This is a genomic window from Hymenobacter sp. BT188, from assembly GCF_014333585.1.
Taxonomy (GTDB): Bacteria; Bacteroidota; Bacteroidia; order Cytophagales; family Hymenobacteraceae; genus Hymenobacter.
The window spans coordinates 460,786-473,747 of sequence record NZ_JACSCW010000003.1 but is presented as its reverse complement, the minus strand read 5'-3'; the positions used below and the strand labels follow the sequence as shown (position 1 = coordinate 473,747).

The window sequence follows — 12,962 nt, the reverse complement described above, 5'->3', positions numbered from 1 at the left end:
CCTAAGAGTGAATTAAGTATCGGAAAACAGCTTTAAAAAATTTTGTTTATTGGCCAACACTGAATAGCGTTTCACCACGGTATCTCGTGCAGCCTCTCCCAAGCGAATACGCAGCTCTGGATCCTTTAATAAAGATTCCAAGCTCTGCTGCCATTCGGCCGGGGTGGTACATACATAACCATTTATCCCCTGCTGAACTACTTCCGTATTCATTCCTACGGGTGACACAATTGCAGGAATTCCCAATGCCATGTATTGCAGAGCTTTGAAAGCGCACTTGCCCTTAGCCCACAGGTCATCCTCCAGAGGCATCAAGCCAATATGCATACCGGCTAAATCCCGAATCTCAGTGCTTTTGTTCCAAGGTTGAAAACGCAGAGAAAGAAGAGGAAGAGTTGGTGGCTGATTAGATATTATTCTAAATTCAAAGTCGTAGCGAGTTTCTAACTCAGCCAATACAGGTACTACCTGATTTAAATATTTTAGGGTAGAATGAGTGCCTGTCCAGCCGATGACCAGACGACCTGGTGCATGCTGATCCCGCACTTGATTGTGTAGATTAACTGTGTCAATCGTGGTCGGATTTATGATCGCCCGCTGTGTAAACTGCTGAGCATAATCACGTAAATACTTGTTCCCACAGCTCACTTTATAAGACCAGCGGCAGATGGATTCCACCTTATGATGCCATTTGAAACTAGCGGCTATTTTATTAGCTTCTGAGGTATTAGTAATCCAGATAGCATCATCAAAGTCATAGATAATTCTCTTACCCAGACCTTTTGCTATTAACCACTCAAATAGTGGCGGTCCAATGGGTGATGCCTCCCGGTGTATAAAGACATAATCGTAAGACTGCACCGAAAACATAAGCCGCACCCTGCGTAAAAAGCCCCCCAATATTCCCATAGCTTTCGCCAGAGTATGCCCAGGCTTATATAGTATGGCCCAAGTCGCTTCCGAAATGAAGGGAGCTAGTTCATATGTATGCCCTACTTCGGTTAGAAAGTCCAAATACTGCTCGAATCGAAAGCGCTGCGAGGGTGCCCGACCATGTGGGTAAGGCATTATAAATAAAATATGCATACTCAAAATTAAAGTGGTGAGCCCACTAGCTATGCACTAGCCATAGTGCTAGGCTTACCCTAAGAAAAGAATCACAACAAGCAGATGAGTCATAAGAATCATCTCTTATCCTAAGAACCGGGTAGAAGCGAAAAAATGAGCATAAGCTTGCCGGGCCCTATCGAGGGAGCGATGGCGTTGCGCCAACCCTACTGTCTGCTGTCGATAAGCAGATCTCTGCATTTGCTTGGCCACCTGCCCAATTGCTGCGGGAATACTAGCTGGCTGATCAAGGTCAAATACTGCTCCTCCTCCCTCTTGCCGGATAATAGCACTATCATCTCCGACACCCTCCGTAAGTAACACTGGCAGGCCGGCCGCCCAGTACTCCCCTACCTTGATAGGTGAGCAGAAAAGCCGACACGGCGCAGGCTTTATGGGGGCAAACGCAAAGTCGGCAGCTGACAGGTACCCCGGCACATCAGTGTGGGGGGCTTTTGTGACAAATACCTGTGTTTCTGTTAAGCCAACTTTAGCCAATTTGGCTCTTACCTCGCTTTGTGCATTTGGTGTAAGAATAATCAAGCGGAAAGCAGGACCGAAATGGTTTGCTGTAGCTTTGAATAAATCAAAAGCTTCGGAGTCGTAATAAATATCTCCGAATTTACCTACATAAATACCTACTGGAGCATCAAGAGCAAAGCTTAATTGGTGGCGTACCCGGCGGCGCTTTGTTTCGTCAAAACCAAATGCAGCTACGTCTACTGAGCATGGTACTGTCACTATCTTATCAGCTGGTACCCCTTCCTGGATAAGCTGTTGGCGGTAATTTTCTGCTACTGGCATCAGGCCCAGAGCAAGCTGCTTCTGCTTCCGTTCCCAGTGCCGTTGAAACAGATAACGCGGATCGTAGCTTTTCCAAACCCCCGACTCCAGCATATAGTCAGCATGAGGCTCAAATGACTCTACGTAAAAAGGAAGCTTATTCTGTTTCCAAACCAAGTAAGCCAATGCTCCCGCAGGTGCCCCCCGAGCCAGCAAAAACGTACTGCGTTGCTCAGCGGCGAGTTTCACTAACTCATTTGGAAAGCGCAGAAAATCATCAGTTTTAGTAATTAGCACATTGCGTCCAGGTGCCGAAACGAGCGGTGCATAAGTCAGCTTATGTGCTGGAAAGGATGGTTGAAACCCTGGTTTCATTCCATTGCGTTCTATTGTAACAAGTAGAACGGTCTCCACATCAGGTCGCTGCTGCAGTAGCTGTAAGTGCGGAAAAACGGTGGAAATAGTAAGCGGATCATCCAGCCCCCAATAACTCAAAAACAGAATACGCATGCGGGCAAAAAACAAGGAAGATGGACAGGAAAGGCTTTAGCGACGGATTGTCTTTACCCATTCCACAGCACGTAGCCCTACTAAGCAGCGCACTAATAAAATTACCGCCTGCCTTTTAGGCAAGTGAGGTGCTGCGCGGCGGGCGTAGTGGAGTGCTTCTGCCCAGTGATTATCGGCATAAGCATGGATGGCGCAAAGATAATACACTCGGCCCATCAGAGCCCGGCGCTGCTCCGCTGTCAGCACAACATGGCTTAACATCCAGTCCAACGCTAAGCCTAGCTTACGTATCAGAGCTGTATTATCTGAGCGCATAGAGCGAGTATCGTGGTCGTTCATAGTAAGCGTCACGGCATCTATGATATAGACGCGGTCTTGCTGCGTATTCTGGAGCATAAACATCCAGTCTTCTACCGCAGCATAACGGCGGTCTTCTTCAAACAAACGTAACGCTGGATTCTGACGGCGCACGCAAATGTTGCAGGCCAGCGCATTGCCCCCCACAAACAAATCAAGGGTGTACCATCCTTCTTGGATACCAGCCATGTCACTATCAGCCAGCACACCATCGCGAAAGAAATTATATTTAGTGGCAATAAAGTTTGGCGTACCCAGTTCTTTGATCTTGGCGTACAGCGTAGCTAAATGACTGGATAGCAGCTTATCATCTGAGTCCAGGAAAATAATATACTCGCCGTGTGCCCGCTTGAAGCCATAGTTGCGAGCAGCACCCCGCTCGCCATTATGTTTTGGTAAATACCGCACCTGTGGCCCGGCAAATTGTGCTACAACCTCCGCAGTATTATCAGTGCTGCCATCATCTACAATAATAATTTCAAAGGCTTGAAATTCCTGCGCCAGCACCGAACGTAGAGTTTCGGCAATAAAGCCAGCGCGGTTGTAAGTGGGAATAACAACACTGAAAAAGGGAGCTGAAGTGGACAGCAGGTTAGCAGTCATAACATCACCCTTTTACAAGTTGGGAAACCAATACTCAATACCATACCTCAATCCCTTTAACAGGGCCAGCGTAGTAAGTAATATGAGAATTGTACGCAGAGCAATACGCACCACTGGTAACTGTACCAAATAAAGTATATGCATATCGACTATGAAAATGCAAACTAAGCTTCCTAAACCAAACAACAGCAGGGCGATATTTACGTCATTCATGTAGATACCAATACCCAATGCGGCCGCGCGGGTAAGCAACAGCAAGACATTAGACAGCAATAGGTAGCGCTGCCGCCCCAGTATTGTGTACAAGGTGCTTGTTGATTGGGAAGTGAGTTTAAATATGTAGTAATAACCCAGATAGCCAGTGAACACCCCCGCCATTTCCCACTGAGCGCCAAATGCAATTTTAAATATCCAGTCACCATAGATGGTAATCAGACCTAAGGGCAGTACCCCTACGTACAGCAGCTTATTATAAATACTTAGCGTCAACTCTTTTAGTCGGCCGGGCTCAGTGTTATATAGCTCAGACGCTTTTTGATAAAATACAGGCGCCATTGCCGATCCAGTCAGGTGCACCGGAATTTCGAGTAGTGTTACGGAGAAGGAATACAAGCCCACTATGGTAGCTCCAAACCCGCTGGTAAGAAAGAAGATAGGAAGCTGCGCTGATAACGTACTGACATACCCACTAGGCAATACGTATAATGGAAACTCCCTATACTCGTGCGCTACCTCACGGATACGGGTCCAAGAGAAGGTTCGACGTAGTTCCCCTATTTCGCGGTGTACACCACTTTGCAGCAGTCCTACAAAAGTCGTTAGCTTACTGATAAAATCACCAAGTACCAACCCTGACGGGTGGCCACTTGTAAACCAGCCGTAGCTAATAGTGAAGACGCGGCCGACTATTGTAGTTGCTACATCCACTCCGGCCCGGGTCCGGAACTCTTTGGTACGCGTGTACCAACTGCTCATCATTAAGCTCAGATTATAGAATAACAGCAGAACTGGTACCGTATAAAACCACTTCCCTAAAGTCTGTACCTGCAACCAGGTGATAAACCAGTCACCAAATACCATCAATAGTCCAGTTACTAATACGAAGGAAGTAACGGAGAGTAGAATGGTAAGCTGCATTAAGGCTAACGCTTTCTCCTTTGTCTTCGGTAAAGGCAGTGTATTCTGATAGGTCAGCGTTGTCAGCATAGCCAGGTTGCTAACCGTTGACGTGAACACCGCAAACTGCCCGTAGGCTGCGGGAGGATATAGGCGCGACATGATGGGAGTAAGCAGAAAGCTTAGCACCGTGACAAATGCCGACCCGGAGAAAGTAATGAAGAAATTTTGTGCAAAAGAGCCCTTTTGTCGTAGCGACTGCGTGGCTTGAACAAAACTCTGGCTAAGCTTCTGATACAAAATTAACCGTAATACAAAGTAAAAATTCCCCCAGCTGCTAAAAGCAGTTATCATCCTCTACAAAGGTACACTCTCTTGCCGGGCTTATTCTCGGGTGTCTCTTAATGATTCCCGATAAACAGAGACACAACAGATTTTGCCCCCATCATAGGAGTGCTAGTCTACCTCACATCCGATACGCTGATACTGATGTTTAAACTGTATAATCCATTTGAGCCACTCCGCGTACGTGCTACGCGCATCATGGGCTGCATCCAAGAACTGTCCAATATAGGCTAGTTCAAAATCGGCGGGGAAGTTATGCATAGCATCCAATTCGCCTTGCAGCCACGCCTCATTCACATGATAGTTAAACCTGATAATATCCAGATTAGCCTCCTTAAACTCGTTCGTTGCGGAAGTGATAAATGATGTTTTTGTTACCTCCTCAGTAGACTTGGCATACCTACTATTTGTCGACTCAAGCCAATGAGCTGCTTTACGCAACTGTCGACCCTCGTCCACCTTCGTTAGCGCATCATCCCACAGATATAACCAGTATTTCTTATCGAAAAAAGCAGAAGCAACGGAGTAAAGTGAGTAAAATGGTAATTGAAATTTAAAGTCTGATTTCATCAGATGCAGAATGCCTAACCGATATAATACCGATCGTATCCGATATTTATTAAGAAATATTGCTTGTGACACAAATGGAATAGCTGGTATTATTTCTTCCATGTGATCGTTGATACGTCGCTTCGTTCCTCCTATCAGCGTAGCATTACCAAGCCAGCTCAGCTTGACCATAGCAATATGCTTGGCCTGCATTTCCGCCTGAAAATCAAGCAAAGACAATGGTGCTGTTAACCAGATATCATCTTCCAATAAAAGGAATATGTCGGAGCACCTACTAATTTCCTTAATCCAGAAAGCAGTAGGAATAAAGAATTGATCATACTTCTTTTGGTCGCTTACGTGTGCCTTCAATGCAGCGACTTTTTGCTCATATAAAGGCGAACGGGCAATTATTACTGACGGGTATAATCGGGATATCTTATCCAGATATTCAGGCGGAGTTCCATCATCAAGCACCCGAATTTTAAATTCACCCGAAACGAAGCTATAGATGCTGCGCAAGCACCTTTCTAGGTAGTAGGGTCGGTTAAATGACTTTATAACAATATCCATTATTTATCTGGCTTATCATCATGAGAGCGCATCTGTTTATCTAATTCGGCTGGTCTTGAACAGCTTCAAACTAATAAACCAGATCGAGTTGGTAAAAGCTACAAAAGCCTTTACTCCATTATTTAGTAAAAAAGGCCGGATTGTGCCCGGCCTTTTTATTGAACAATAAGAAATGAGCCGAGCCGGCTTTACTCATGATAGCTATACACTTTATGTCCGCCTTTAAGCAGATATTCATCGCGGCGAAATAAAGCAATATCAGCCTGCATCATATCTTTCACCAGTGCTGGTAAGTCGTACTTTGGCACCCATCCTAGCTTCTCCTTTGATTTGGTAGGGTCGCCAATTAGCAATTCAACCTCCGTAGGGCGGAAATAAGCTGGGTCTACTTCTACTACTACTTGTCCTTCATCTAGAGGAAACTCCGGGTTGCTGCAACGCACCACAACGGCTTTTTCATTTACTCCTTCGCCTTCAAACGCTAGCTGAACGCCTACCTCCTCAAAAGCCATCTTCACAAAGTCACGCACTGTCGTCGTTACGCCGGTAGCAATAACAAAGTCTTCGGGTTCGTCTTGCTGTAAGATGCGCCACATAGCATCTACATAGTCTTTAGCATGGCCCCAATCGCGCTTGGCATCCAGGTTACCGAGGAATATTTTCTGCTGAAGGCCCATAGCGATACGCGCTGTGCCACGGGTAATTTTACGCGTAACAAAAGTCTCGCCACGCAAGGGCGACTCATGGTTGAACAGGATGCCATTGCACGCAAACATTCCGTAAGCTTCACGATAGTTCACCGTGATCCAGTAGGCATACATTTTCGCTACTGCATAAGGTGAACGGGGATAGAAGGGCGTCCGCTCCGACTGCGGCACTTCCTGTACCAAGCCATATAGTTCTGACGTGCTAGCCTGGTAAATACGGGTTTTCTTTGTCAAGCCCAGCAAGCGCACAGCTTCCAGAATACGTAGGGTACCAATACCGTCAGCGTTGGCTGTATATTCAGGCGTGTCGAATGACACTTTCACGTGCGACATCGCTCCCAGATTGTAAATCTCATCAGGCTGAACTTCCTGAATGATACGAATCAGGTTAGTAGAGTCAGAAAGGTCGCCGTAATGCAGCTTGAAGCGCACATTAGACTCGTGCGGATCCTGATATAAATGGTCAATACGGTCCGTATTGAATAAGGAAGACCGACGCTTAATACCGTGAACCTCATAGCCCTTGCTCAGCAGCAATTCAGCTAAATAAGCTCCATCCTGACCGGTAATGCCGGTTACTAGTGCACGCTTCATAGAGAGTAGATTTGACTCAGACCTTACTGATTCAACAATTTTATTTTGAATTACGAGCAGCGTAGCGATGGCTTGCTCACCGGTCCCGAAATAAGAGGGACAAAGATAGGCGCGTTTTACTTGGTGTCAAGCCCAAAGGTTGCAGACCTGCTGTATATGTTACATAAACAAGACATTAGTACTTCGTTTGCACCACACACAAGTACGTTACCAAACCATCTGCCTTCAATTAATATACTGCTACATTCATTTTAATACAGTTGAAATGATTTGCTTCAGCTCTTCCAGATCAACTCTAAGGTCAGCTTGGTTCGATAGGTTACTATCAGTGCTTTCGCAAGGAACACAGAAGTAAGGAAGCGAGAAACAGGAAGCCAACCGAAAGTAGCAAAGGTCGCCGTCTTCCTTATTTAATAGCTCTATGATTGTTGACTCATGGGGCAGAAACATCAAGTTTGTCATGTTTGCCCCATGAGTGCCCATAAAGATCTTTGTTTCCCTCATCAACTGTACCTGTTCCAGGAATGAGAGTTGCTCAAAAAACACTGTTTCAAAACCATACGCTTGAAGTAGCTCCTCTATGTCAGCCTCATTAACTAAACGCCGAACAGACTGCGTAGCCCGTGATGCATAAATGCGCCTCGTAGGAGTTGTTTTCTCCGGGCACAACGCAGCAATGAGTTCTGCTCTTACCCTCTGCATCAATTCCGGATTTTGGAAAAGTGACTCAGCAGTCAGCTCAGCTAACACAAGGTGTTCCGCCTTCAATATTTGGTTGGTGGTCAATGGATAATATTTAGTAAAACCGAAGACCGAGGCACTCTTCTGAATATAGTCAGGGAACTGTTTGGGGGGCAAAGGCTGCGGAACCAACAGCAGATAATTAGGATATTTATTTCGCAGAATTAATAGCCTAGGTAAAGTATCAACCATCCAGTGATAATAGTTCTCTGCCGACCACTGATTGTGCGCTACTGCTATACCAGGCTCTGCCTCGGGCAGCGTAACTACTTCGCCGAACCACTGACGCAACAAAAAAGTATCCTGAAACCTACCTCTGAACTCCGGCTTAACCAGGCTAGGCGTAAAAATCTGTAGGTTTTTAAAAACTGCTCCGTCCCAAGACACATATACATCCTGAACCGCATAAATCTTATGATGCTCAAACTCTATTTCTTTTTTGAAAGCCGTAGCAAAAGGCGGCGGCAGCATTTTATGATTCACTGGCAACGCTGGCAAATAAGAGGGCGCAGCGGGCATGACTTCCGTAACCTGATATTTCTTCCAGGCAGGCATTAGCAAGGATGCACTCCTCGTTATAGAATCGAACGTCGACTTGATAACTCTATACAGAGGAGAGTCTTTCATTGTATCTGGTATTTATTCTATTCTATCAAAGCTATCAGGATTGCTGTACTCCATCCTGTAATTCGAGGTCTATTGTTTTAAATTTATTCTCAACCTCGTTTTTCAATTCCACTACCCTGCTATAATGTTTTCTTATGTGATTAAAATCACCAATAAAGTTGTAGAGCGTTAAGAAATGATGCTTACAATTCATAAGGTAAAAGGTGTCGCCCTGAAGGAACGCTTTTACGAACGCTTTATTCAACACGCGGTTAGATAGGCCTAGGCTCATGTACAAGATATCTTTAACCAAGTTTGAGCGCACACCACTGCTTTTCACCGCTCTACCCCACAAAGCATTACGGTAAGCTCCTAACCGGCCAGCCGACCGGACGGAGGCATAAAATAAACGGTCCCGATAAGTGGGAGTCATCCGGGAATCAGTCATATGATGCCGCAAATGTAGCTTAGACGAGTACCAGACCTGATAGCCTAGCAATCTGGCTATATAGCATAGTTCATCGTCCTCGCCGGCGGTCAGGTCTTTCTCCCCTTGCCGACCAGTAAATAAACTTTTGAAGCCTACTTCCTGCAGCCTAGTCCATATCTCGATACGTACAAACATTCCAGCGCCCCACAATACATTGCGGCCCACATCGCCATCGGGTAGTGAACTAAACCCACCAGCCGCCCGATCAAGAGGCTGACCAACGGCATAGCAGTGCTGAAAAGCCGGAAACCAACTGGGTTCCTGGCCATCAAATGTGGCCGTATTTTGCCCCCCAAGGATGCCAATAGTCGGGTTGCTGTTTAAGACAGCAACGCCGACGGCAAGGTAGTCGGGCGCCAGCCGGTTGTCATCGTCTACGATGCAGGCGTAGCTGTACCGGATCTGACTAATGGCGCGCTCCATCGCAATCTTATAGCCCGGACGGGGCTCGAGAAGTATCCGTAGCGGGGCGGGTGATCCCAGCTCATCCCACAAGCGCCGGGCTATCTTCGCAACACTATCGGTGCTAGCATTATCCACAAAAATCACTTCCCACAGTACCCCGGCTGGTACCTGCTGTTGCGCTAGGCAAGTTAATGTCTCAGCAATGCGTGGAGCCCCATTGTAGGTACAAACTAAGAATGACACTCCGGTGGGGTTCATAAGCGTTGAACGTGTAAAGGCTGGCTATTATTTGGAAGACTGTTACTGGCTCCCTTAGGCCTGCAAGCAGTTTAGTGTACTCCCCGAATATATTCCAGCAGCGTTTGTTCCGGTTGAAAGTCTACTAGGGTAACGGCGTGGGCATACGCTGCTTCGCCCATTTTGCTGAGTGTATTCTTATTACCCCACAAGTCCTCAAGGCTCTGGCTAAGACACTCTACCGATGCTGTAGCGGCTAAAAAACCTGTCTTATTGTCAAGTACGTATCTGCCGTTGTCCCCTACATTGGTCGTCAAGACAGCTCTGCCCGATAACATTGCTTCCACCATTACCAGCGGAGTGCCCTCGCTTAAAGAAGGCAGCACCAGCACCTGATTCATTTGCCAGATATTATCAACATCAGCTACATGCCCTTCTATCGTAACCTTATCATGCAGAGCATACATTTCAATCAGCTGCTTCAGGTGGCTTAAGTGCGGCCCATTGCCATATAGCTTCAAGCAGAAGTCGCGCTTTTGCCACTGTTCCGTGCTTAGGGCTTGCAGCAATATATCCTGACCCTTAAAATCACAGTCGAATCTGGCAATACAAGCCATCAGCAATCTGGCTGACGCGGGAAATGCTTTCACAGCTACATCCTTGATATTTATAGGATTGCTGATGACCCGGCTGTTCGTTATCAAATGTCCTAATTGACGCTCGGCCGCGCGCAGATTACGCTCGGCAACAAAAAATATTATTTCAGCTTTTTTAATAATTGAAATGGCGTCCTCTCGCCTTCCGGGCTTCACAATATGCCCATTCTCAAAGCTGTGCTGACTGATTAATATATAAGGATTTCCCTTTCTAAGAATTTTGCGCGTCAGAGAATAATTATACAGAAAATCCCATGTTGAACCATTGGATAAGATGTACACATCGGCATTCATATTCGGAACGATATCAGATTCGTTTTTCTTCGCGTGTAGCTTGATAGCTAGCTTCTCGACAATATTATACTGTGTAGCGTCGTAGAAAGTAATCTCGGCACCTAAGCGCTCTAACTCCTTTATTTTATCTGGTGTCTTGTTCCATTTTTGGGTAAGCGTACAGACACTGTGCCCCTGAGCCAAAGCAAGCCTCGCAGCTCTAAACCATAATTCTTCGCTCCCACCCCACGGGAACGCTCTCATTAATGATACGAAAGCAATTCTCATAAACGAGTTGTATTAGTAGGCATTATGCACAAAGCACTCCAGTACTGTTAACTACTTCAACAGGAATTGTAGTGCTACAAAGGTAAGACCGAAGCAGCATTATTGAATTAAGCATACGCTGCCCCCTTTCCTGCGGCTGCCAAACCTGGATCCGTATATCAAGTTTCGTTCCTAGCAATGGCCTTTGCACTATCAAACAAACCATACGCCTTGGATCAAATGGACCCTTTTGACTCTTTTACTCGGATTGATTCACTATTGGCTGTATAAAAGTTAAAAAAGCCCCCCAATGGCTCTCCCATCTATTATGCATCTATTGATTATACCTATGCGTTCAGCAAGCTATTTGTATAACTATTTCAGCCCTATATGGAATTAAGTATAATTTTTGTTTGAATTAGCATATTACAGAACTTGCACTTATATTTGATAAATCATTAATTAATCATCTTTCTCTTATAACCTATGGCACTTTTCTACTCATTTTCCCGTCTTGCAGCAATAACTGTAGTAGCGTTACTTACAGGTTGCGCCAAGGAATCCGATTCCATTGCTCCAGCTAAGCTGAAGGCAGCCCCGACCGATCAATTCGCCGTGGGCGACCAGTGGGAGCAAGGACAAGCAGTAACTGGCTTGAGCTGCCCTGTTTTGATGACTATTGTGAAAGAAGCGACTCCAGCTGATGGTCAGATTGCCAAATGGGTTGGACATGCTGCATGCCCCCCACCGGTCAAGTTGATTTACAAAGCAGAATACACGACTCCTGACGGTGCATACACCTTTCTCTATAACACGACAACTCAACCCACGGGAGAAGTCACTATGACTACTTTTTATCTAGCTAGTAAGCAATAGGCTTTCGGTCTACTGATAAAGTATCCTAATACTTGTCTACGATAATAGCACTGCTATTAGTACAGCAGACTTCTATAAACTAAAAGCCTCACCATCGTGAAATGGTGAGGCTTTTAGTTTATAGAAGTCTGCTGTACTGTTTTACTCACACGATACTCAGACCGTCTTAAGGCCTTGACCCATCAGCACTATATCTGCCTTTATAGTTTGCAACGTACCATTCCCACGTTTGCCGTATCCCCCGCTCAAAGGATAACAATGGCTTCCAATTGGTATGGGCGTATAATTTGGTACTGTCTAAAACGTTAACCTTCACATCGAATGGTCGCTCAGGGTGTACATGTAAGCGTAATGGCACACCTATAGTGCGGGCTAATGGCTCTAAGATTTCCAATACCTGACGGTTGCTGTGCCCTATTCCGCTACCAATGTTATACACTTGTCCTGCATGGCCATCGGTTAACGCTGCAACTATGCCACGGGCCATATCCTTTATGTGCAAATAGTCACGAATGGTACCCTCGTCTCCAAATAGATCTAAGGTTCGGTGGTCGAGTAGAGAAGCAATGGCTGTGCCGATGAACCCCTGCCCGGCATAAACGCGCTGACCCTCACCGTAAGCGTTAGATGGACGCACACACACAATAGGGAGTTGTGTGGAGCAATAGTAAAGATGAGCATATTTCTCGATAGCTAGTTTAGTGATACCGTAAGGAGATACTGGGTTCGTGGGGTGATCTTCGGTTAAGGGCACTTGTTGGGCGTGGCCGTATACAGTTCCTCCTGATGAAACCCAAACAAACTTGCGAAGCGACCACTGCGTTGCATGTTCGAACAAGCGTACAGCCTCAGGCAAATTCACTAAAATATCATTTACCGGATTCTGAAAACTGGTTTGCGGTACTGTAGCATAAGCTAGGTCAATGACCTCGTCAACTTCGGATAATATGGTACTAAGCAGTTCATCCGAAGCTCCGGATGGATTTTGCACATAGCGCACCCGAGCCGGCAACTGCGACTCCAGTGGTTTACGCCCTACTATCACTACGTTCCGATCAGTGTTCTGTAGTAGGTCTTGCACCACTGCCTGGCCAACGAAGCCCCCCCCCCCAATTACGCACGTCACTAGACCCATAGCTCCTGTTTTGACCTTTTACTTATTATTTC

General features: G+C 46.0%; 11 protein-coding genes. 1 reads left to right on the top strand and 10 read right to left on the bottom strand.

What is annotated here, in order from left to right; translation table 11 throughout:
- Window positions 1-12: 12 nt before the first annotated feature.
- The 9 genes from H8B13_RS10125 to H8B13_RS10085 form a co-directional block, all read right to left on the bottom strand.
- Window positions 13-1,086, bottom strand: a complete 1,074-nt coding sequence (locus H8B13_RS10125) for a glycosyltransferase family 4 protein (protein ID WP_187310679.1) — start codon at window positions 1,084-1,086, stop codon at window positions 13-15.
- A gap of 105 nt (window positions 1,087-1,191) precedes the next feature.
- Window positions 1,192-2,400: a glycosyltransferase gene (locus H8B13_RS10120; RefSeq protein WP_187310678.1), complete on the bottom strand. Its 1,209-nt coding sequence runs from the start codon at window positions 2,398-2,400 to the stop codon at window positions 1,192-1,194.
- A 36-nt stretch (window positions 2,401-2,436) separates the two neighbouring features.
- Window positions 2,437-3,360, bottom strand: a complete 924-nt coding sequence (locus H8B13_RS10115; protein ID WP_187310677.1) for a glycosyltransferase family 2 protein — start codon at window positions 3,358-3,360, stop codon at window positions 2,437-2,439.
- Between the two features lie 12 nt (window positions 3,361-3,372).
- Entirely contained in the window at window positions 3,373-4,638 is a 1,266-nt protein-coding gene (locus tag H8B13_RS10110) for a lipopolysaccharide biosynthesis protein (RefSeq protein ID WP_187310676.1), read from the bottom strand.
- 294 nt (window positions 4,639-4,932) lie between these two features.
- Window positions 4,933-5,892: a hypothetical protein gene (locus H8B13_RS10105; protein ID WP_187310675.1), complete on the bottom strand. Its 960-nt coding sequence runs from the start codon at window positions 5,890-5,892 to the stop codon at window positions 4,933-4,935.
- 239 nt (window positions 5,893-6,131) lie between these two features.
- Window positions 6,132-7,244, bottom strand: coding sequence for a GDP-mannose 4,6-dehydratase (gmd, locus tag H8B13_RS10100; RefSeq protein ID WP_187310674.1), 1,113 nt, complete (start codon window positions 7,242-7,244; stop codon window positions 6,132-6,134).
- 246 nt (window positions 7,245-7,490) lie between these two features.
- A complete protein-coding gene (locus H8B13_RS10095; RefSeq protein ID WP_187310673.1) occupies window positions 7,491-8,540 on the bottom strand; it encodes a glycosyltransferase family 61 protein in 1,050 nt (349 codons plus the stop codon).
- Between the two features lie 106 nt (window positions 8,541-8,646).
- A complete protein-coding gene (locus H8B13_RS10090) occupies window positions 8,647-9,744 on the bottom strand; it encodes a glycosyltransferase (RefSeq protein ID WP_187310672.1) in 1,098 nt (365 codons plus the stop codon).
- 71 nt (window positions 9,745-9,815) lie between these two features.
- The gene (locus tag H8B13_RS10085; RefSeq protein WP_187310671.1) at window positions 9,816-10,940 is read right to left on the bottom strand and encodes a glycosyltransferase family 4 protein; all 1,125 of its coding nucleotides are present in this window, start codon (window positions 10,938-10,940) and stop codon (window positions 9,816-9,818) included.
- Window positions 10,941-11,405: 465 nt separating this feature from the next.
- Here H8B13_RS10085 and H8B13_RS10080 point away from each other — a divergent pair, with 465 nt between their 5' ends.
- Window positions 11,406-11,795, top strand: coding sequence for a hypothetical protein (locus H8B13_RS10080; RefSeq protein WP_187310670.1), 390 nt, complete (start codon window positions 11,406-11,408; stop codon window positions 11,793-11,795).
- Between the two features lie 166 nt (window positions 11,796-11,961).
- Here H8B13_RS10080 and H8B13_RS10075 read toward each other — a convergent pair whose 3' ends face one another.
- A complete protein-coding gene (locus H8B13_RS10075) occupies window positions 11,962-12,930 on the bottom strand; it encodes an NAD-dependent epimerase/dehydratase family protein (RefSeq protein WP_187310669.1) in 969 nt (322 codons plus the stop codon).
- Between the last annotated feature and the right edge of the window lie 32 nt (window positions 12,931-12,962).

Excerpts from the sequence above, each read along its gene's own strand:
- H8B13_RS10125 (WP_187310679.1), bottom strand. The coding sequence starts at position 1,086 with ATGCATATTTTATTTATAATGCCTTACCCACATGGTCGGGCACCCTCG.
- H8B13_RS10120 (WP_187310678.1), bottom strand. The coding sequence starts at position 2,400 with ATGCGTATTCTGTTTTTGAGTTATTGGGGGCTGGATGATCCGCTTACT.
- H8B13_RS10115 (WP_187310677.1), bottom strand. The coding sequence starts at position 3,360 with ATGACTGCTAACCTGCTGTCCACTTCAGCTCCCTTTTTCAGTGTTGTT.
- H8B13_RS10110 (WP_187310676.1), bottom strand. The coding sequence starts at position 4,638 with ATGTCGCGCCTATATCCTCCCGCAGCCTACGGGCAGTTTGCGGTGTTC.
- gmd (WP_187310674.1), bottom strand. The coding sequence starts at position 7,244 with ATGAAGCGTGCACTAGTAACCGGCATTACCGGTCAGGATGGAGCTTAT.
- H8B13_RS10095 (WP_187310673.1), bottom strand. The coding sequence starts at position 8,540 with ATGCCTGCCTGGAAGAAATATCAGGTTACGGAAGTCATGCCCGCTGCG.
- H8B13_RS10090 (WP_187310672.1), bottom strand. The coding sequence starts at position 9,744 with ATGAACCCCACCGGAGTGTCATTCTTAGTTTGTACCTACAATGGGGCT.
- H8B13_RS10085 (WP_187310671.1), bottom strand. The coding sequence starts at position 10,940 with ATGAGAATTGCTTTCGTATCATTAATGAGAGCGTTCCCGTGGGGTGGG.
- H8B13_RS10080 (WP_187310670.1), top strand. The coding sequence starts at position 11,406 with ATGGCACTTTTCTACTCATTTTCCCGTCTTGCAGCAATAACTGTAGTA.
- H8B13_RS10075 (WP_187310669.1), bottom strand. The coding sequence starts at position 12,930 with ATGGGTCTAGTGACGTGCGTAATTGGGGGGGGGGGCTTCGTTGGCCAG.